18 protein-coding genes and 4 tRNA genes are annotated in these 18,436 nt (G+C 72.8%); 6 read left to right on the top strand and 16 right to left on the bottom strand.

Annotated features, from left to right (window positions below):
- Positions 1-157 precede the first annotated feature (157 nt).
- The 3 genes from nusG to AC068A_RS14745 all read right to left on the bottom strand — a co-directional run bounded on the left by nusG (position 158) and on the right by AC068A_RS14745 (position 1,601).
- Positions 158-1,057, bottom strand: a complete 900-nt coding sequence (gene nusG, locus AC068A_RS14755) for a transcription termination/antitermination protein NusG (RefSeq protein ID WP_478584855.1) — start codon at positions 1,055-1,057, stop codon at positions 158-160.
- An 84-nt stretch (positions 1,058-1,141) separates the two neighbouring features.
- Positions 1,142-1,423: a preprotein translocase subunit SecE gene (gene secE, locus AC068A_RS14750; protein ID WP_385673224.1), complete on the bottom strand. Its 282-nt coding sequence runs from the start codon at positions 1,421-1,423 to the stop codon at positions 1,142-1,144.
- A 105-nt stretch (positions 1,424-1,528) separates the two neighbouring features.
- Positions 1,529-1,601: transfer RNA gene (locus AC068A_RS14745), tRNA-Trp, on the bottom strand.
- Between the two features lie 192 nt (positions 1,602-1,793).
- Here AC068A_RS14745 and AC068A_RS14740 point away from each other — a divergent pair.
- Both AC068A_RS14740 and AC068A_RS14735 read left to right on the top strand, forming a co-directional pair.
- Positions 1,794-3,020: a pyridoxal phosphate-dependent aminotransferase gene (locus tag AC068A_RS14740; RefSeq protein ID WP_478584853.1), complete on the top strand. Its 1,227-nt coding sequence runs from the start codon at positions 1,794-1,796 to the stop codon at positions 3,018-3,020.
- Between the two features lie 183 nt (positions 3,021-3,203).
- Positions 3,204-4,235, top strand: coding sequence for an adenosine deaminase (locus tag AC068A_RS14735; protein ID WP_478584852.1), 1,032 nt, complete (start codon positions 3,204-3,206; stop codon positions 4,233-4,235).
- A 45-nt stretch (positions 4,236-4,280) separates the two neighbouring features.
- On the opposite strand, the gene AC068A_RS14730 is transcribed toward AC068A_RS14735, so the two are convergent.
- From AC068A_RS14730 to AC068A_RS14700, 7 genes are all read right to left on the bottom strand, one after another.
- A complete protein-coding gene (locus tag AC068A_RS14730; protein ID WP_478584851.1) occupies positions 4,281-4,697 on the bottom strand; it encodes a hypothetical protein in 417 nt (138 codons plus the stop codon).
- Between the two features lie 15 nt (positions 4,698-4,712).
- Positions 4,713-5,939 carry a UDP-N-acetylmuramate dehydrogenase gene (locus AC068A_RS14725; RefSeq protein ID WP_478584988.1) on the bottom strand — a complete coding sequence of 409 codons (1,227 nt, stop codon included), beginning with the start codon at positions 5,937-5,939 and terminating at the stop codon, positions 4,713-4,715.
- A gap of 72 nt (positions 5,940-6,011) precedes the next feature.
- Positions 6,012-6,440 (bottom strand): MaoC family dehydratase, encoded by a 429-nt coding sequence (locus AC068A_RS14720; protein ID WP_478584850.1) that lies wholly within the window; start codon positions 6,438-6,440, stop codon positions 6,012-6,014.
- 1 nt (position 6,441) lies between these two features.
- Entirely contained in the window at positions 6,442-6,894 is a 453-nt protein-coding gene (locus tag AC068A_RS14715) for an FAS1-like dehydratase domain-containing protein (RefSeq protein ID WP_478584848.1), read from the bottom strand.
- Positions 6,895-7,020: 126 nt separating this feature from the next.
- The gene (gene rpmG, locus AC068A_RS14710; RefSeq protein ID WP_003956487.1) at positions 7,021-7,185 is read right to left on the bottom strand and encodes a 50S ribosomal protein L33; all 165 of its coding nucleotides are present in this window, start codon (positions 7,183-7,185) and stop codon (positions 7,021-7,023) included.
- An 89-nt stretch (positions 7,186-7,274) separates the two neighbouring features.
- A tRNA-Met gene (locus AC068A_RS14705) sits at positions 7,275-7,347 on the bottom strand.
- A 49-nt stretch (positions 7,348-7,396) separates the two neighbouring features.
- Positions 7,397-7,469: transfer RNA gene (locus AC068A_RS14700), tRNA-Thr, on the bottom strand.
- 373 nt (positions 7,470-7,842) lie between these two features.
- Here AC068A_RS14700 and AC068A_RS14695 point away from each other — a divergent pair.
- Together AC068A_RS14695 and AC068A_RS14690 are read left to right on the top strand one after the other, a co-directional pair.
- Complete coding sequence (locus AC068A_RS14695; protein WP_478584846.1) at positions 7,843-9,168, top strand: amidohydrolase family protein; 1,326 nt, start codon at positions 7,843-7,845, stop codon at positions 9,166-9,168.
- Between the two features lie 55 nt (positions 9,169-9,223).
- Complete coding sequence (locus AC068A_RS14690) at positions 9,224-9,880, top strand: SDR family oxidoreductase (protein ID WP_478584844.1); 657 nt, start codon at positions 9,224-9,226, stop codon at positions 9,878-9,880.
- 208 nt (positions 9,881-10,088) lie between these two features.
- Here the strand turns inward: AC068A_RS14690 and AC068A_RS14685 are convergent.
- Positions 10,089-10,170: transfer RNA gene (locus tag AC068A_RS14685), tRNA-Tyr, on the bottom strand.
- A gap of 202 nt (positions 10,171-10,372) precedes the next feature.
- On the opposite strand from AC068A_RS14685, the gene AC068A_RS14680 reads away from it, so the two are divergent.
- Positions 10,373-10,861, top strand: a complete 489-nt coding sequence (locus tag AC068A_RS14680) for a YajQ family cyclic di-GMP-binding protein (protein WP_179173479.1) — start codon at positions 10,373-10,375, stop codon at positions 10,859-10,861.
- A 361-nt stretch (positions 10,862-11,222) separates the two neighbouring features.
- Complete coding sequence (locus AC068A_RS14675) at positions 11,223-12,653, top strand: SulP family inorganic anion transporter (protein WP_478584842.1); 1,431 nt, start codon at positions 11,223-11,225, stop codon at positions 12,651-12,653.
- Between the two features lie 45 nt (positions 12,654-12,698).
- Here AC068A_RS14675 and AC068A_RS14670 read toward each other — a convergent pair whose 3' ends face one another.
- From AC068A_RS14670 to AC068A_RS14650, 5 genes are all read right to left on the bottom strand, one after another.
- The gene (locus AC068A_RS14670; RefSeq protein WP_478584840.1) at positions 12,699-13,679 is read right to left on the bottom strand and encodes a glycosyltransferase family 2 protein; all 981 of its coding nucleotides are present in this window, start codon (positions 13,677-13,679) and stop codon (positions 12,699-12,701) included.
- Between the two features lie 43 nt (positions 13,680-13,722).
- Positions 13,723-14,115 carry a YccF domain-containing protein gene (locus AC068A_RS14665; protein ID WP_478584838.1) on the bottom strand — a complete coding sequence of 131 codons (393 nt, stop codon included), beginning with the start codon at positions 14,113-14,115 and terminating at the stop codon, positions 13,723-13,725.
- On the bottom strand, positions 14,112-14,975 hold the full coding sequence (htpX, locus tag AC068A_RS14660; RefSeq protein ID WP_478584836.1) for a zinc metalloprotease HtpX: 864 nt from the start codon (positions 14,973-14,975) through the stop codon (positions 14,112-14,114). Before htpX ends, AC068A_RS14665 begins: the two co-directional genes overlap by 4 nt.
- Before the next feature lie 232 nt (positions 14,976-15,207).
- Positions 15,208-16,839 (bottom strand): NADH-quinone oxidoreductase subunit N, encoded by a 1,632-nt coding sequence (locus tag AC068A_RS14655; protein ID WP_478584834.1) that lies wholly within the window; start codon positions 16,837-16,839, stop codon positions 15,208-15,210.
- Positions 16,836-18,431 carry a complex I subunit 4 family protein gene (locus tag AC068A_RS14650; RefSeq protein ID WP_478584986.1) on the bottom strand — a complete coding sequence of 532 codons (1,596 nt, stop codon included), beginning with the start codon at positions 18,429-18,431 and terminating at the stop codon, positions 16,836-16,838. The genes AC068A_RS14655 and AC068A_RS14650 overlap by 4 nt, the downstream gene beginning before the upstream one ends.
- Between the last annotated feature and the right edge of the window lie 5 nt (positions 18,432-18,436).

The following is an 18,436-nucleotide window of genomic DNA, read 5'->3' as shown; positions in this document are numbered from 1 at the left end:
CGGGTCCTAGTGAGAGTTTTCCGCCGCCGATCCGGGTCATCCGGATGGAGGCATACCGCACCACGATAGCGGGTATCGGTGCGGGGCTTAAAACCGAGCAGGTCAGACCGCCCTTTGCGGGGCGGCCTGACCTGGCCGGAAGCGGTGACTCAGAAGATCAGTTCTTCTGGATCTGGTCGAAGCTGAGCTCGACCGGGGTCTCGCGACCGAAGATCTCGACGAGGCCCTTGACCTTCTTCGAGTCCGGGTTGATCTCGTTGATGGTCGCCTGCAGCGTCGCGAACGGGCCGTCGGTGACGGTGACCGAGTCGCCGACCTCGAAGTCCAGGACCTCGATGGTGCGCTTGACCGCGGGCGCCGGGAGGCCGGCCTCCTCGGCGGCCTGCTTGGCGGCCTTCTCCTGCGCCTCCGGGGCGAGCATCTTGACGATCTCGTCCAGGGTCAGCGGGTACGGGTCGTAGGCGTTGCCGACGAAGCCGGTGACACCCGGGGTGTTGCGGACGACGCCCCAGGACTCGTTCGTCAGATCCATGCGGACGAGCACGTAGCCGGGCAGCTTGTTCTGCCGGACGTTCTTGCGCTCGCCGTTCTTGATCTGGACGATCTCTTCCTCGGGCACCTCGGCCTGGTAGATGAACTCCTCGACGTTCAGCGAGACGGCACGCTGCTCCAGGTTGGCCTTCACGCGCTTCTCGTAGCCCGCGTAGGTGTGGATCACGTACCACTCGCCGGGCAGCGTGCGCAGTTCGTCGCGCAGGGCCTGGATCGGGTCGACGTCCTCCGCCTCGGCGGCCTCCTCGGCCTCCTCCGCGGGCGCGGCCTCGGCCGCGGCTTCCGCGGCCTCTTCCTCACCGGCGTCGGCTTCGGCGGCCTCACCGGCGCCGGCGTCGACGTCGCCCTCGACGTGCAGCGCGGCCTCCTCGGCAGCGGCACCGGCCTCGGCGTCGGCGAGCTCCGCCTCGTCGGGGTCCACAGCGTCTGCCGCCTCGACGATGTCGAGCTCGTCCTCGACGGACTCGACGGAGTCGTGGCTCGCGTTCAGGTTCGGGTCAGACACGGTGGCTGCTTCTTCCTGGATACAAAAGGTGGTGGAACATGCGAAAAGGGGCGGCACCCATCAAGGCGCCGCCCTCCGCGAGGATCAGCCGAAGACGAACTTGATGGCTTCCTGGAATCCATAGTCAATCACGGTCACCAGACCGATCATGATGACGACGAAGACAATCACCACGGTGGTGTACGTCGTGAGCTGGTTTCGGGTCGGCCAGACGACCTTGCGGAGCTCGGCGACGATCTGGCGGTAGAACAGCGCGAGCCGGCCCAGAGGGCCCTTCTTTCCGCGCTTGCCGCCCTTGCGGGCCTTCTTCTCGCGGGTGCCGTCCTCGGCGTCAGGCTTGTCGATGGAGCCCAGGGCGTCCGTCACGTCTCTCACCTGAATCCGGGTCGGGGCCGTGGCCGCGCCCGGTTGCGCCGCACGGCGTTGCATCTAAGTACGTACCTGCGCACACATCCGACAAGGAGTGTGGAGCAGGGCCGGAGGGACTCGAACCCCCAACCGCTGGTTTTGGAGACCAGTGCTCTACCAATTGAGCTACGACCCTTTGCGTCCCCCAACCTACCGCATACAGGCGAGTGCACGGAGTGCTCACGCTGTGCTGTGGCCGGCGAGGTCCAACGACAGGTGAGTGTACGTGTTCCACGCCCTGACGTCGAACAGAGCGCAGATCCGGGTGGTCCGTCCGATGTCTGAAACGTTGTGCGGGGCCTCCGCGGCTTCTGGGACGATTGGCCGCATGAGCTCTGCTACGCCTTCCTCCGAGCGCCGGGTGTCCGCCCGTATCGGCGCCATCTCCGAGTCCGCCACCCTCGCCGTCGATGCCAAGGCCAAGGCCCTCAAGGCCGCCGGGCGCCCGGTCATCGGCTTCGGCGCGGGCGAGCCCGATTTCCCCACCCCGGACTACATCGTCGAGGCTGCGGTGGAGGCCTGCCGCGACCCGAGGTTCCACCGGTACACGCCGGCGGGCGGCCTGCCCGAGCTGAAGAAGGCCATCGCCGAGAAGACGCTGCGCGACTCCGGCTACGAGGTCGACGCGTCGCAGGTGCTGGTGACCAACGGCGGCAAGCAGGCGATCTACAACGCCTTCGCCGCGATCCTGGACCCGGGTGACGAGGTCATCGTCCCGGCTCCGTACTGGACCACCTACCCGGAGTCGATCCGGCTGGCCGGCGGTGTCCCGGTCGAGGTCGTCGCCGACGAGACCACCGGCTACCGGGTCTCCGTCGAGCAGCTGGAGGCCGCGCGCACCGAGCGGACCAAGGTCGTCCTGTTCGTCTCCCCCTCCAACCCGACCGGCGCGGTCTACAGCGAGGAGGACGCGAAGGCGATCGGCGAGTGGGCCGCCGAGCACGGCCTGTGGGTGCTGACCGACGAGATCTACGAGCACCTGGTCTACGGCGAGGCGAAGTTCACCTCGCTGCCGGTGCTGGTGCCGGCCCTGCGCGACAAGTGCATCATCGTCAACGGCGTCGCCAAGACGTACGCCATGACCGGCTGGCGCGTGGGCTGGGTCATCGGCCCGCAGGACGTCGTCAAGGCCGCGACCAACCTCCAGTCGCACGCCACCTCGAACGTCTCGAACGTGGCCCAGGTCGCCGCGATCGCCGCCGTCTCCGGCGACCTGGACGCCGTCGCGGAGATGCGCAAGGCCTTCGACCGCCGCCGCCAGACGATGGTGAAGATGCTCAACGAGATCGACGGCGTGTTCTGCCCGACCCCGGAGGGCGCGTTCTACGCGTACCCGTCGGTCAAGGGGCTCCTCGGCAAGGAGATCCGCGGCAAGCGCCCGCAGACCTCCGCGGAGCTCGCCTCGCTGATCCTGGACGAGGCCGAGGTCGCGGTCGTCCCGGGTGAGGCCTTCGGCACCCCCGGCTACCTGCGCCTCTCGTACGCCCTGGGCGACCAGGACCTGGTCGAGGGCGTGTCCCGGATCCAGAAGCTGCTGGCCGAGGCGAAGGCCTGAGCCTGAGCACCGCCGGCCGACCGGAGCGGCGCCGTCCCCCGCGGGGGCGGCGCCGCTCCTTTTTGCGCTCAAGGGGTCCGCGGGCCGTGCTCCGGGGGTGCGGGGGCACGTTTTTACGTTCGGGCAAGGTCCCGTTCAGGGAATCCGGTGCCGAACGGGTGACGGGTACGGCAGGATCACCGGATGGAGCACGCACGCGATCTCACGCTTCTGCCGAAGGCCCATCTGCACCTGCACTTCACCGGGTCCATGCGGCCGTCGACCCTGCTGGAGCTCGCCGACAAGTACGGCGTGCGCCTGCCCGAGGCGCTGACCGGGGCGCTGACCGGCGGGGAACCGCCGAAGCTCCGCGCCACCGACGAGCGCGGCTGGTTCCGCTTCCAGCGGCTGTACGACGCCGCCCGCTCGTGCCTGCGGCAGCCGGAGGACATCCAGCGCCTGGTCCGCGAGGCCGCGGAGGAGGACGTCCGCGACGGCTGCGGCTGGCTCGAGATCCAGGTCGACCCCACCTCGTACGCCCCGCACCTGGGCGGCCTGATCCCGGCCGTCGAGGTCATCCTGGACGCGGTCGAGTCGGCGTCCCGCCACACGGGGCTCGGCATCCGCGTGCTGATCGCGGCCAACCGCATGAAGCACCCGCTCGACGCCCGTACGCTCGCCCGCCTGGCCGTGCGCTACGCCGACCGCGGCATCGTCGGTTTCGGCCTGTCGAACGACGAGCGCCGCGGCATGGCCCGGGACTTCGACCGGGCGTTCGCCATCGCCCGCGAGGGGGGCCTGCTGGCGGCCCCGCACGGCGGCGAGCTCACCGGCCCGGCCTCCGTCCGGGACTGCCTGGACGATCTGCACGCGGCGCGGATCGGGCACGGGGTGCGGGCGGCCGAGGACCCGCGGCTGCTGCGGCGGCTCGCCGAGTCGGGGGTCACCTGCGAGGTGTGCCCCGCGTCCAACGTGGCGCTCGGGGTGTACGAGCGGCCGGAGGACGTCCCGCTGCGGACGCTGTTCGAGGCGGGGGTGCCGATGGCGCTGGGCGCGGACGACCCGCTGCTGTTCGGGTCGCGGCTGGCGGCGCAGTACGTGATCGCCCGCCGGCACCACGGGTTCACGGACGCGGAGCTGGCCGAGCTGGCCCGCCAGTCGGTGCGGGGGTCGGCAGCGCCGCACGACGTGCAGGACAAACTGCTGACGGGCATCGACCACTGGCTGGCGGAGTAGCCGGCCCGCCCGGTCAGCGGGTGAGCCGGTCAGCGGGTGAGCCGGTCAGCGGGTGAGCCGCAGGTCGCCCTGCCAGCAGTCGGCCCGGACCCGGTCGCCGTCGCCGAACCCGATCTCCAGCTGGGTGCGCCCGGTCTCGGGCGCCGCGAATTCGGACACCCGCGCCACGGTGTCGCCGAGGTGGCGCAGGAAGGGGTGGTCGCCGAGGTCCTCGCCGACCTCGATGCGGCCCCACTCCCCCATGTCGTACGGCTCGTGGGGGGCGGCGGACTCGACGATCAGGCAGCCGTCGGACCCGGTGCTGATCCTGGTGGACTCGCCCTCGCTGTCGATGAGCCAGACGTCGAGGGGCGCCTCGGAGCGTTCGCCCTCGCAGACGTGCCAGGACGCGACGATGCGGCTGATCGTGCGTCCCACCAGGCGGGTGGGGTCCGTACCGGCCCCGTGCCGTGGGCAGAGCATGGCGGCCGGGGCTCCTCAGAGGCTGACGCCGACCGTCACCGGCTCGTTGACCAGGGTGACGCCGAAGGCCGCGTGGACGCCGGCGACGACCTCGCGGGCCAGGGTGAGCAGGTCCTCGGTGGTGGCCTCGCCGCGGTTGGTGAGGGCGAGGGTGTGCTTGGTGGAGATCCGGGCGGGGCCGGTGCCGTAGCCCTTGGTGAAGCCGGCCTTGTCGATGAGCCAGGCGGCGCTGGTCTTCGTACGGCCCTCGCCGGCCGGGTAGGCGGGCGGGGCGGTGTCGGGGCCGAGGCGCTCCTGGACGCGGGCGAGGAAGGCGGCGTACGCCTCGCGGGTCAGGATCGGGTTGTGGAAGAAGGAGCCGGCGGACCAGGTGTCGTGGTCGGCGGGGTCGAGGACCATGCCCTTGCCGGCGCGCAGGCGCAGCACGGTCTCGCGGGCGAGGGCGGCCGGCACGCGGTCGCCGGCCCCGACGCCGAGGGCGCGGGCGGTCTCGGGGTACTTGATGGGCGCGGACAGCCCGCCGGCGTCCTCCAGGGCGAAGCGGACGCGCAGGACGACGTACCGCTCGGGCTGGTGCTTGAAGAGGCTGTCGCGGTACGAGAAGGCGCACTCGGCGGCGGTGAGGGTGACCGTCTCGCGGCGGGTGCGGTCGTAGGCGACGACCTCGGTGATGGTGTCGCAGACCTCCTGGCCGTACGCGCCGACGTTCTGGATCGGGGTCGCGCCGGCGGAGCCGGGGATTCCGGCGAGGCATTCGATGCCGGCGAAGCCCGCCTCGACGGTGCGGGTGACGGCGTCGGACCAGTTCTCGCCGGCGGCGAGCTCCAGGGTGGTGCCGTCGAGGTGGAAGCCGGTGGTGGCGATGCGCAGGGCAGTGCCGTCGAAGCCGCGGTCGCCGATGACCAGGTTGCTGCCGCCGCCGATGACGAGGAGCGGGGTGCCGCTCTCGTCCGCGGCGCGAACGGCCTCGACCACCTCGGCGTCGGTGGTCGCGGTGACCAGTCGGGTGGCGGGTCCGCCGAGGCGGAAGGTGGTCAGCGGGGCCAGGGGGGCGTCGTGGAGTTCCTGCACGTGGACAAGAGTACGGTCCGCGGCCGCGGGTTCCCGGCGGGGCCACGGACCGTACGTCCCGGCGGTCGGTGCGGGCCCCGCCGCCCCCGTCGGGCCGGCGCTCGGCCTCCGCCCGGGTGATGGGGAGGGCGGAGGCCGGGGGGTCCGGAAGGTGCGGGCCGCTTCCTTCAGGTGCGCGGCAGCCGCGCGGGCCGGCTCAGGCCCGGCTTGGGCCGGGCTTTCGGCCGGGCTTGGGCGCCCGGCTCAGGCCAGCCGGACCACGGCCCGCGACATGCCCAGCACCTTCTGGCCGGCGCTGGTCGCGGTCAGGTCCACCCGGACCTTGTTGTCGTCGAGCTTGGCGGCGACCTTGCCGCTGACCTCGATCAGCGCGCCGGTGTCGTCGTTCGGGACGACGACCGGCTTGGTGAAGCGGACGCCGTACTCGACGACCGCGCCCGGGTCGCCGGTCCAGTCGGTGACGACGCGGATGGCCTCGGCCATGGTGAACATGCCGTGGGCGATCACGTCCGGGAGGCCGACCTCCTTGGCGAACTTCTCGTTCCAGTGGATCGGGTTGAAGTCGCCGGAGGCGCCCGCGTACTGGACGAGCGTGGCGCGGGTCACGGGGAAGGACGCCGCGGGGAGTTCGGTGCCGACCTCGACCTCGTCGTACTTGATCTTCGCGGTCATCTCAGGCCTCCTCGGGGGCGCGGGAGACGAGCTTCGTCCACGCCGTCACCACGTGCTCGCCGGTCTCGTCGTGGACCTCGCCGCGGATGTCGATGATGTCGTTGCCTGCCAGGGTCTTCACGGCCTCGATGGTGGAGGTCACCGAGAGCCGGTCACCGGCCCGTACGGGGCGGTGGTAGGCGAACTTCTGATCGCCGTGGACGACCCGGCTGTAGTCCAGTCCGAGCTGCGGGTCGGCGACGACCTGGCCCGCGGCGGCGAAGGTGATCGCGAAGACGAAGGTCGGCGGGGCGATCACGTCCTGGTAGCCGGCGGCCTTAGCGGCCTCGGTGTCGGTGTAGACGGGGTTCGCATCCCCGACCGCGACCGCGAATTCGCGGATCTTCTCGCGGCCGACCTCGTACGGATCGGTGGGCGGGTAGCTCCGCCCGACGAAGGACTGGTCGAGCGCCATGGCTCCCTACCTCCTGTGGAAAATGACGGACACGGACGGGGACTCGAGGTCGCGGAAACGACACGAGGCCGCCCCCCTGAAGGGGACGACCTCATGGCGTTGCCTGTGTTCGAGACTGCGCCGGTGTCAGCGGGTCTCGCGGTGCGCGGTGTGCGAGTTGCAGCGCGGGCAGTGCTTCTTCATCTCAAGACGGTCCGGGTTGTTACGCCGGTTCTTCTTGGTGATGTAGTTCCGCTCCTTGCACTCCACGCAGGCCAGCGTGATCTTCGGGCGGACGTCGGTGGCAGCCACGTGAGTGCTCCTTGACGGACTAATGGACGGATCGAACGCATAAAAGAGTAGCCGATCGGGAGACCGACCCCGCAATCGGCTACTGTGGGTAGCGGCGACCGGACTTGAACCGGTGACACAGCGATTATGAGCCGCTTGCTCTACCGACTGAGCTACGCCGCTTTGATGCGATCGGCTCCCCCACCCGAGGGTGGGGGGCCTCTCTCACCAGAGCCCCAATGCGGAATCGAACCGCAGACCTTCTCCTTACCATGGAGACGCTCTACCGACTGAGCTATTGGGGCGAGCGAGGAAGACATTACACGGTTGCCAGCCGATCGCCCAAATCCATTGCCGGGGCCACCCCCGGCCCCCCTTCCGGAGCGGTGCGCCGGCCCGTGCGCAGGCCGTGTGCAGCCGTGCGCAGCCCCTGTTCGGCGGCCCGTACGCGGCCCGGTGCGCGGCCCCCGCCGGCGGCCCCGTACGCGGGACGCGGCAGCCGGTCCGAGGGTGGCACGGCGGTACGACTATTGCGGCCTGCGTGAAGGCGGGAGCCTCGCGCCCTAGGCTCGGGGCACGCTGCGTGATCTTGGGCGGCAGGCCGCGCCGCGCGGGGCCCCGGCCCCCCGGCCAGGACCCGCCCGAGCCACCGCACCACCGCACCACCGCAGGAGCGCGATGTCCGACAGCCAGCCGCAGCAGCCGCCCCCGTCCCCGCGCAGCGGCCGCGGCGAGGGCGGCCCGGGGTCCTCGCGCGGCGGCCGCGGCGGGGGCCCGGGCCCGGGCGGGCACGCGGCGGCCGCCGAGTCCACCCCGCTGCTGCTCGCCGGGGCCCGCCTCACGGACGGCCGCACGGTCGACGTCCGGCTCGGCGGCGGCCGGATCCAGGCCGTCGGCAGCGCCGGCAGCCTGCCCTCGGCGGCGCCGGCCCGGGTGGACCTGTCCGGCTTCCTGCTGCTGCCCGCCCCCGCCGAGCCGCACGCCCACGGGGACACGGCCCTGACCGCCGACGCCGACGGACCCGTCTCGTACGCGCCGGACCAGGTGCAGCGCCGGGCCACCGAGGCCGCCCTGCTCCAGCTCGGCCACGGCGCGACGGCCGTGCGCTCGCACGTCCGGATCGGCGGGGTGCACGGCCTCGGGGCGCTGGAGGCCGTCCTCGCCGCCCGCCGCTCGCTGCGCGGCCTCGCCGACCTGACCGCGGTGGCCGTGCCCCGGCTGCTGACCGGGACCGCGGGCGCGGACGGGCGTGCCATGCTGCGGGACGCGGTCGGGATGGGCGCCTCGGTCATCGGCGGCTGCCCGGACCTCGACCCGGACCCGGCCGGCTTCCTGGAGGCCGTACTGGGGCTCGCCGCCGAGCACGGCTGCCCCGTGGACCTGCACACGGACGGTGACGACCCCGGCCGACTGGCCCGGCTCGCCGCGATGGCCGGCGGGATCCGGCCGGGCGTGACGATCGGCCCGTGCGGCGGCCTGTCCCGGCTCCCGCTGGAGGTGGCCCACCGCGCCGCCGACCGGCTGGCCTCGGCCGGCGTACGGGTGACCTGCCTGCCCCAGGGCGACTGTGCGGCGCTGGAGCGGCGGAGCCTGCGTACCGCGCCCGTGCGGCTGCTGCGGGCCGCCGGGGTGCGGGTCGCGGCCGGCAGCGGGGCCCTGCGCGACGCCGGGAACCCGGTGGGCCGGGGCGACCCCCTGGAGGGGGCGTACCTGCTGGCCTCCCAGGGCGGGCTGCGGCCGGCGGAGGCCTACGACGCGGTGAGCGCCGCCGCCCGGGAGGCGATGGGCCTGCCGGAGGTGCGGGTGGAGGCCGGGTTCCCGGCGGAGCTGGTCGCGGTGCGCGGGGACCGGATCGCGGGGGTGCTGTCCCTCGCGTACAGCCGGATCGTGATCCACCGCGGGCGGGTCGTCGCCCGGACGAGCGCCGTGCGGGAGTACTGCGACTCGGCGGTCGCAGTGGCCCTGGACCTGCCCCGGCAGGGCCGTATGGAGCCCGGTCCCTGAGCGTCGGGCGTCTGTTTCGCGGGCGGCCGGGCCCGGGTCGTCGTACGGTCGGCTCATGCGCATCGTCATTGCGGGTGGACACGGTCAGATCGCGCTGCGGCTGGAGCGGTTGCTCGCCGTGCGCGGGTACGAGGTCGCGGGCATCATCCGCAACCGGACGCAGGGCGACGACCTGCGGGCAGCGGGCGCCGAACCGGTGCTGTGCGACCTGGAGTCGGCGACGGTCGAGCACGTGGCGGGCATCCTCCAGGGCGCGGAGGCGGCGGTGTTCGCGGCGGGGGCGGGCCCGGGCAGCGGGATCGCCCGCAAGGACACGGTGGACCGGGGCGCGGCGGTCCTGTTCGCCGATGCGGCCGAACGGGCCGGGGTGCGGCGCTTCCTGATCGTGTCTTCGATGGGCGCGGACGCGCAGCACAAGGGCGACGAGGTGTTCGACGCCTACCTGCGGGCGAAGGGCGAGGCCGACGACCACGTCCGCACCCGCCTCGGCCTGGAGTGGACCGTCCTGCGCCCGGGGTCGCTGGTCGACGACCCCGGGACGGGGCTGGTGCGCCTGGAGGCGCACGCGGGCGGCGGGGCGGTGCCGCGCGACGACGTGGCGGCGGTGCTGGCGGAGCTGCTCGAAACCCCGGCGACGGCGGGTCTGACGCTGGAGCTGGTCGCGGGCTCGGTGCCGGTGTCGGTGGCCGTCAAGGACGTGGCGGGCAACTGAGGGCCGGCGCACGGCGGAGCCGGGGCGCCGGCCTGACGGGGCCGGGGATGCCGGTGCCGGGCCGGGGTCACCCGGCCGGCCCTGCGGAAGCCTCGAGATCCCGTCCAGACGCCGTCCGGCCGGGCTCTTGAACCGCAGATCGCCGCCGCCTGAACGCAGAACGGCCCCTGGTCCGCGTTTCCGCAGATCAGGGGCCGTTCCTCCAGTGTGGCGGCGCCAGGATTCGAACCTGGGTAGGCTAAGCCGACGGATTTACAGTCCGCTCCCATTGGCCACTCGGGCACACCGCCATGGGATGCCGCCGTCGAGACCGCTTTGCGGCGGTTCTCCCTGGCAACGACGTAAACAATACCCGATGCTCCGGGGTGCTTCGCCACCGGATTGATCAGCGCTGCCGGCGGGTGCGGTGGCTAGGCTTTGCGGAGCGGGCCGGGTAGGGCCGGCCGCCGCCCCTCCGGGGCACCGACAGCCGACTTCAAGGAGCCACAGCACATGGCCGACTCCAGTTTCGACATCGTCTCGAAGGTCGAGCGGCAGGAGGTCGACAACGCCCTCAACCAGGCCGCCAAGGAACTCTCGCAGCGCTACGACTTCAAGGGCACCGGCGCCTCGATCTCCTGGTCCGGCGAGAAGATCCTGATGGAGGCGAACTCGGAGGACCGGGTCAAGGCCGTCCTCGACGTGTTCGAGACCAAGCTGGTCAAGCGCGGGATCTCGCTCAAGGCGCTGGACGCCGGTGAGCCGCAGCTGTCCGGCAAGGAGTACAAGATTTTCGCCTCGATCGAGGAGGGCATCTCCCAGGAGAACGCCAAGAAGGTCGCGAAGATGATCCGCGACGAGGGCCCGAAGGGCGTCAAGGCGCAGGTCCAGGGCGACGAGCTGCGCGTCAGCTCGAAGAGCCGTGACGACCTCCAGGCCGTCCAGGCGCTGCTCAAGGGCAAGGACCTGGACTTCGCGATCCAGTTCGTGAACTACCGCTGATCAAGGCCCCTGACCTGCGCGAACACGCCCGGCCGACGTGCCTCGGCCCCATGTGCGCCCCCTCCCCCACGCGGGCCCGTCCGTCCCGACGGGTGGGCCCGCGGGCCGGGTGCCGGGGTGTCCGTGCGCACCTTCGGCGGGGACGGGCCCGCCGGGTTCCCCCGGAGTGCCGGGTGAGCTCCGCAGCCCGCGGCGGGTCGTAGGCGCAGGCGGCGCGCTGCGTGGGCGTGGGGGACGTGTGCCCCGCGTGCGCGGCGTGTGCGCCCGGGAGGCCGCCGGTGGGGGCTTGGGCTGCGGGGTGCGCGCCCACCAGGCTGGGTGGCATCCGTCACCGCCGCGTCACCGCATCAGGGGGTTCCGCATGCCTTGGGCCGGCACGTTCCGCGAGGACTTCGGGGCTTCCCTCGTCGTCGCCCTGGTCGCCTTGCCGCTGTGTCTGGGGGTGGCGGTCGCCTCCGGGGTGCCGGCCGAGTGGGGGATCGTCACCGGCGTGGTCGGCGGGCTGGTCACCGGCTGGTTCCGGGGCAGCTCGCTCCAGGTGAGCGGGCCGGCCGCCGGCCTGACCGTGCTCGTGTACGAGGCGGTGACCGCGCACGGCCTGGCCGCGCTCGGGGTGCTCGTGCTGGTCGCCGGGATGCTGCAGGTCGGAATGGGCGTGCTGCGGCTCGGCCGGTGGTTCCGGGCGATCTCCGTCGCCGTCGTGCAGGGGATGCTGGCCGGAATCGGGCTGGTGCTGATCGCCGGGCAGCTGTACGCGGTGGGCGGGGTGTCGGCGCCCGGCGGCACCTTGGAGAAGCTGGGGGCGGTGCCGGCACTGGCGGGGCAGGCCGACTGGACGGCGGTGGCGCTGGGGGCCGGGACCATCGCGGTGATCGCGGTCTGGCGGCGGATGCCGGCGCGGCTGCGGCTCGTACCGGGCGCCCTCGTCGGGGTGGCGGCCGCGACCGCGGTCTGCGTGCTGCTGCGGCTGCCGGTCGCGAGGGTCCGGGTGGAGGGGGTCGTGGAGGCCGTGGCGCCGCCCGGCTGGGACGGGTTCGCGGTGCTGGCCTCGGCTGGGGCCTGCGGGACCGTGATCGCGCTGGCGCTGATCGCCTCCGCGGAGACGCTGTTCAGCGCGGCCGCCGTGGACCGGATGCACGACGGGCCGCGGACCCACTACGACCGGGAGCTCGTCGCGCAGGGTGTCGGCAACACCGTGTGCGGGCTGCTGGGGGCGATGCCGATGACGGCGGTGATCGTGCGCAGTGCCGCCAATGTGGAGGCGGGGGCGCGCACCCGGGCGGCCCGGGTGATGCACGGCGCCTGGCTGCTGCTGTTCGCCGTGGCGCTGCCGCAGCTGCTGGCGGCGGTGCCGCTGGCGGCGCTGGCCGGGGTGCTGCTGCACGCGGGCTGGAAGCTGCTGCCGGGGCGGGCGGTGGCCGCGCTGTGGCGGACGCACCGGGGTGAGGCCGTGGTGCTGGTGGCGACGGCGGTGGCGATCGTCGCCACGAACCTCTTCGAGGGGGTGCTGGTCGGGCTGGGGATCGCCATCGCGAAGGCGGCCTGGGAGACCTCCCACGTGCACGTGGAGCAGGTGGCGGAGGAGGACGGGGAGCTGCGCGTACGGGTCCTGGGGAACGCCAGTTTCCTGCGGCTGCCGAAGCTGCTCGACGCACTGGACGCGCTGCCGGCCGGGCAGCCGGTGCGGCTGGACCTGAGCGGGCTGCGGCACCTCGACCACGCCTGCCTGACGGCCCTGCACGGGTGGGAGCGCGGCCGGGCCCCGCTGGCCGGCCGGGAGGGCGTCGGCTGACCGGGGCAGTGCGCCGCCGGGCCGGCGGGCCGTCGGCGCCGCGCGTCAGCTCCCGTTCGGGTCGGGCCTCTTCGGGGTGTCGTCGCGCGCCGAGTCGTAGCCGACGAAGTACGTGGGGCGGCGCTGGACCGCGGTGTAGATGCGGCCGATGTACTCGCCCAGCAGGCCCACGCAGATCAGCTGGATGCCGCCGAGGAAGAGCATGGCGACGAACAGCGAGGTCCAGCCGGGCACCGTCTGCCCGGCCAGGAAGACCCCGAGCGAGACGGCGATCATCACGAGGCAGGCGAGGAAGCTGACCACGCCGAGCCAGGTCGCCAGCCGCAGCGGGGCCGCGGAGAAGTTCGTGATCCCGTCGACGGCGAGCCGGATCATCTTGCTCAGCGGGTACTTGGTCTCACCCGCGACCCGCTCGCCCCGCCGGTAGGTGACCTGGCCGCTGGGGAAGCCGAGCCAGGGCACGAGCAGGCGGTAGACCTGGTGCTGGTCGGGCAGCGCCTTGAGGGCCTCCACGGCCTCGCGGCTGAGCAGCCGGAAGTCTCCTGCCTGCGCGGGCACCTGCTTGCCGACGAGGCGGCGCATCAGCCAGTAGTAGGCGCCTGCGGTGTGGCGTTTGAAGCCGGTGTCGGTGCTGCGGTCGGAGCGGACGCCGTAGACGATGTCGAGCTGCTGGGAGCGGGCCAGGTCCAGCATCTCCGGGATCTTCTCCGGCGGGTCCTGGAGGTCGGCGTCGAGACTGGCCACGTACGCGCCGACGGAGCGGTGCAGGCCGGCGCGCAGGGCCGCCTGGTGGCCGGAGTTGCCGCGCAGCCGGACGATCCGCAGCTCGGGCCATTCGGTGCGGAACTTCTCCAGGAGCTCGGCGGTCCGGTCGGTGCTGCCGTCGTCGACGGCCACCACCTCGTACGCGGCCCCTGTGCCGTCCAGTACCGGCCGGAGGCGGGCCACCAGGGCGGGAAGGGCTTCTTCCTCGTTGTACATCGGCACGATGACCGACAGGGTCGTGCCCGTGATCGCAGCCGACACTGGTTCTTCCTGCCCGTGGGTTGAGGCGGCGCCGCCGACCGGCTTACCGGGACGCGAACGGGGCGTCGGTGGGGACGATCTCGCGGCCCAGCGGGAGCAGGGAGAGCGGGACCATCTTGAAGTTGGCGATGCCGAACGGAATGCCGATGATCGTGATGCACAGCGCGATGCCGGTCGCGATGTGGCCCAGGGCCAGCCACCAGCCCGCCAGGACGAGCCACAGCCCGTTGCCGATGCAGGATCCGGCGCCCGCGTCCCGGCGCTCGACCGCCGTGTACCCGAAGGGCCACAGGGCGTAGACCGCGATGCGGAAGGCGGCTATGCCGAACGGGATGCCGATGATGGTGATGCACAGCAGCACGCCTGCCAGGCAGTAGCCGAGGAACAGCCAGATGCCGCTGAGCAGCAGCCAAATGACGTTGAGGATGGTCTTCACTGACTGCGGCCTGCCATCTGTTCGAGCCGGGCGATGCGCTCGGCCATCGGAGGGTGAGTGGAGAACATCTTAGAAAGGCCTGCGCCGGGGCGGAACGGATTGGCGATCATCATGTGGCTCGCGGTCTCCAGTCTGGGCTCGGGGGGCAGGGGGCGCTGCTTGACGCCGGCGTCCAGCTTGCGCAGGGCGTCGGCCAGGGCGAGCGGGTCGCCGGTGAGCTGGGCGCCGGAGGCGTCGGCCTCGTACTCGCGGGACCGGCTGATGGCCAGCTGGATCACGGAGGCGGCCAGCGGGCCCAGAATCATGATCAGCAGGAAGCCGATGAGGCCGGGCCCCTCGTCGTCGTCGGAGCGGCCGATCGGTATCAGCCAGGCGAAGTTCACCAGGAACATGATCACAGAGGCGAGTGCTCCGGCGACCGACGAGATCAGGATGTCGCGGTTGTAGACGTGGCTCAGCTCGTGGCCGATGACCCCGCGCAGCTGGCGCTCGTCGAGGATGCGCAGGATCCCCTCGGTGCAGCAGACCGCGGCGTTGCGCGGGTTGCGGCCGGTGGCGAAGGCGTTCGGCGCGTCGGTGGGCGAGATGTAGAGCCGGGGCATGGGCTGGCGTGCGGAGGTGGAGAGCTCGCGCACCATGCGGTAGAGCGCGGGGGCCTCGAACTCGCTCACGGGGCGGGCGCGCATCGCGCGTAGAGCCAGCTTGTCGCTGTTCCAGTACGCGTACGCGTTGGTGGCGAGGGCGACGACGACGGCGATGATCAGGCCGCCCCGCCCGAAGAGGCTCCCGATGAAGATGATGAGTGCGGACAGCCCGCCGAGGAGTACGGCGGTCTTCAGCCCGTTGTGCCGGCGGTGCACGGTACGCCCTCCAAATCGTGCGGCGGGGGACCTCGCGAGGGGCCCACGGTCCAGTGGACCCTTCCTTCCTGGTCAACGCGAGGTGAGGGCGTCTGGTTCCCGGGCGGGTGCCGCGCGGCCGCCCCGGTGGCCGGGGCGGCACGGCACGGCGGGCGCTGCTCCGTCCGGGTGAGCGCATCCGCGTACGGGCGCCCGCGGCGCCGCACGGGGACGGCCCGCGGCGCGCTGCGGCCTACAGCGGGAAGAGGCCGCCCGCCGCGAAGCGCAGCACCAGCTGCGGGGCTCCCGACAGCACCACCGAGACGGCGGCCGTGACCGCGATCGCGACGGCGACCGGCCACGGCGTCGCGGCACGGGCCCCTGCGGCGGCCGGCCCGGCGCCCGCCTCGGCTGCGGTGCCGGCGTCCGCCGCGGCGGCCGGGAGCGGCTCCGGGGCGCGGAAGAGCACCGCGGTCCAGCGCAGGTAGTAGTACAGGGCGATGACGACGTTGACGGCCATGAGCACGGCCAGCCAGCCCAGGCCGGCGTCCACCGCGGAGCCGAAGACGGCGACCTTGGCGAACAGGCCGATGATGCCCGGCGGCAGGCCGGCCAGGCAGAGCAGGAAGAAGGCCAGGGCGAGGGCGGCGGCCGGCCGCTCGGCGTACAGGCCGCGGTAGTCGCTGATCCGCTGGAGCGGCTTCGTGCGGCCCACGAGGGCGGCGACGGCGAAGGCGCCGAGGTTCACGGCGGCGTACATCAGGGCGTACGCGACGGTGGAGCCGATCTGGTCGCGGTCGGAGTACGCGGCGGCGGCGATCGGCACGAGCAGGTAGCCGGCCTGGCCGACGGAGGACCAGGCGAGCAGCCGTACGGCGCCGCCGGGCCGGTCGGCGGACTGGCGCAGCGCGGCGGCGTTGCCGAGCGTCATGGTCAGCGCGGCGAGGACGGCGAGGGCGGGGCCCCAGATGTCGGAGTACGCGGGGAAGGCGATGACGGTGACGAGGATGAGGCCGGTGAAGCCGACGGCCTTGCCGATCACCGACAGGTAGCCGGCCACGGGCAGCGGAGCGCCGACGTAGGTGTCCGGCACCCAGAAGTGGAAGGGCACGGCCGCGGTCTTGAAGGCGAAGCCGACGAGGGTGAGCGCGACACCGGCCATGGCGAGGGTGTCGAGCTGCCCGGGGACGTCCTCCAGCCGGTCGGCGACCTGGACGAGGTGCAGGGAGCCGGTGGCCGCGTACACGAGGCTGATGCCGAACAGGGAGACGGCGGTGGCCGTGACCGAGGACAGGAAGAACTTGAGGGCGGCCTCGGAGGAGAGCCGGTCGCCGCGGCGCATGCCGACGAGGGCGAAGGCGGGCAGGGAGGCGACCTCCAGGGCGACGATCAGCGTGGCGAGGTCGCGGGAGGCGGGCAGCAGGGCCGCGCCGGCGGCGGAGGAGAGCAGCAGGAACCAGTACTCGCCGGCCGGCATGCGCGCGTCGTGGACGGCGGTGACCGACAGCAGGGCGGTGACCAGGGCGCCGGTCAGCACCAGGAACTGGATGACCAGCGTGAAGTGGTCGGCGGTGTAGCTGCAGGCGGCCGGGTCGCCGGTGAGGCAGAACGTGGCCCGGTCGCCGGCGCGCAGCGGCAGCAGGGAGGCGGTGGCGGCGGCGAGGCCGGCCACGGAGGCCCAGCCGAGCAGCGGCTTGCGCTGCTCGGCCGCGAAGAGGTCGGCGACGAGCACGACCAGGGCAACCGCGGCCGGAATGACCACCGGCATGATCGCGAGCCAGTCGACGCTCTGGACCAGGCTCGCCGCGGAGCCGCCGGCGGCGGTGGCCGTGGCATCGGCGGCGGTGGCGGTGGCTGTGACCGTGGCCGTGTACAGGGCCGTCATGCGTTGCCTCCTGCGAGGAGCTTCTGGACGGCCGGATCGGTGAGGCCGAGGAGGACCGCGGGCCACAGGCCGGCGAGGACGGTGAGGGCGACGAGCGGGGTCCAGGCGGCGAACTCGTACCCCTGGACGTCCGCGAGGGCGGGCACGGCGCCGACCCCGGTCCGCGGCTGCCGCGCGGGGTCGCCCATGCACACCCGCCGTACGACGATCAGCAGGTAGGCGGCGGTGAGCAGGGTGCCGAAGGCACCCAGGGCCATCCAGGTGAGGAAGGCGGGCCGGGACAGCCCCACGGCCGGCTCGAAGGCGCCGAACAGGGCCAGCATCTCGCCCCAGAACCCGGCCAGCCCGGGCAGGCCGAGGGAGGCGACGGCGGCGAAGGCCAGCAGCGCGCCGAGGCGGGGGGCGCGGCCGTAGAGGGCGGCGCCGGTGGCTCCGGCGAGGGTGTCGAGGTCGGCGGTGCCGTAGCGGTCCTTGAGCGCGCCGACGAGGAAGAAGAGCAGGCCGGTGATCAGGCCGTGCGCGATGTTGGCGAACAGGGCGCCGTTGACCCCGGTGGGCGTCATGGAGGCGATGCCGAGGAGGACGAAGCCCATGTGGCCGACGGAGGAGTACGCGATGAGCCGCTTGAGGTCGCCCCTGTTGCCCTTGCGGGCGAGCCACAGGCAGGCGAGGGACCCGTAGACGATGCCGACGGCCGCGAACGCGCCCAGGTACGGGGCGAGGGCGGCCATGCCCTCGGGGGTGGCGGGCAGCAGGATGCGGACGAACCCGTACGTGCCCATCTTGAGCAGGACGCCGGCCAGCAGGACGGAGCCCACGGTGGGGGCGGCCGTGTGGGCGTCGGGCAGCCAGCTGTGCAGCGGCCACATCGGGGTCTTCACGGCGAGGCCGACGCCGATGGAGAGGGCCGCCAGAAGCTGGGTGGTCGCGGACAGTCCGCGGCCGTTGTCGGTGGCGAGTGCCACCATGTCGAACGTGCCGCTGTTCAGGCCGATCAGCAGCAGGCCGAGCAGCATGACCACGGAGCCGAGGAGGGTGTAGAGGATGAACTTCCAGGCGGCGGCCTGCCGCTGAGCACCGCCCCAGCGGGCGATGAGGAAGTACATCGGGATGAGGACCATCTCGAAGGCGAGGAAGAACAGCAGCAGGTCGAGGACGGCGAAGGTCGCGAGGGTGCCGGACTCGAGGACGAGGAGCAGCGCGACGAAGGCCTTCGGGGACGGGCCTGCGGGGAGCTTGAAGTAGCTGTACAGCGCGCAGAGGAAGAACAGCAGCGCGGTCATCACGAGGAGGGGGAGCGAGATGCCGTCGACGCCGAGGTGGAGCCGCACCTGCAGCGCCGGGATCCAGCTGAGGTCCGTGGTCGCCTGGAAGCGGGCGGGCGTGTCGTGGTCGAAGCCCGCGGCGAGGGCGAGCGCGGCGGCGAGGACCGCGCCGGTCACGGTCACGCCGTGGCGGAGCACGGCCTGTTCGGGACTCCTGCCCTTGAGCCCGGGCGGGGCCGGCAGCAGCGCCGCGGCGGCACCGAGGAGCGGTGCGGCCACGGCGAAGACCAGGAGGAACTGCATCACGGACGGGCTGATATCGATCACGGCTG

The organism is Streptomyces sp. NPDC043854, assembly GCF_056436005.1.
Note: the sequence above shows the minus strand (reverse complement) of the source record. Positions and strands in the feature narration are given on the sequence as shown.

Bases quoted from the DNA above. Each gene is read 5' to 3' on its own strand.
- AC068A_RS14740 (WP_478584853.1), top strand. From the start codon at position 1,794: ATGAGCTCTGCTACGCCTTCCTCCGAGCGCCGGGTGTCCGCCCGTATC.
- AC068A_RS14735 (WP_478584852.1), top strand. From the start codon at position 3,204: ATGGAGCACGCACGCGATCTCACGCTTCTGCCGAAGGCCCATCTGCAC.
- AC068A_RS14730 (WP_478584851.1), bottom strand. From the start codon at position 4,697: ATGCTCTGCCCACGGCACGGGGCCGGTACGGACCCCACCCGCCTGGTG.
- AC068A_RS14720 (WP_478584850.1), bottom strand. From the start codon at position 6,440: ATGACCGCGAAGATCAAGTACGACGAGGTCGAGGTCGGCACCGAACTC.
- AC068A_RS14715 (WP_478584848.1), bottom strand. From the start codon at position 6,894: ATGGCGCTCGACCAGTCCTTCGTCGGGCGGAGCTACCCGCCCACCGAT.
- AC068A_RS14695 (WP_478584846.1), top strand. From the start codon at position 7,843: ATGTCCGACAGCCAGCCGCAGCAGCCGCCCCCGTCCCCGCGCAGCGGC.
- AC068A_RS14690 (WP_478584844.1), top strand. From the start codon at position 9,224: ATGCGCATCGTCATTGCGGGTGGACACGGTCAGATCGCGCTGCGGCTG.
- AC068A_RS14680 (WP_179173479.1), top strand. From the start codon at position 10,373: ATGGCCGACTCCAGTTTCGACATCGTCTCGAAGGTCGAGCGGCAGGAG.
- AC068A_RS14675 (WP_478584842.1), top strand. From the start codon at position 11,223: ATGCCTTGGGCCGGCACGTTCCGCGAGGACTTCGGGGCTTCCCTCGTC.
- AC068A_RS14655 (WP_478584834.1), bottom strand. From the start codon at position 16,839: ATGACGGCCCTGTACACGGCCACGGTCACAGCCACCGCCACCGCCGCC.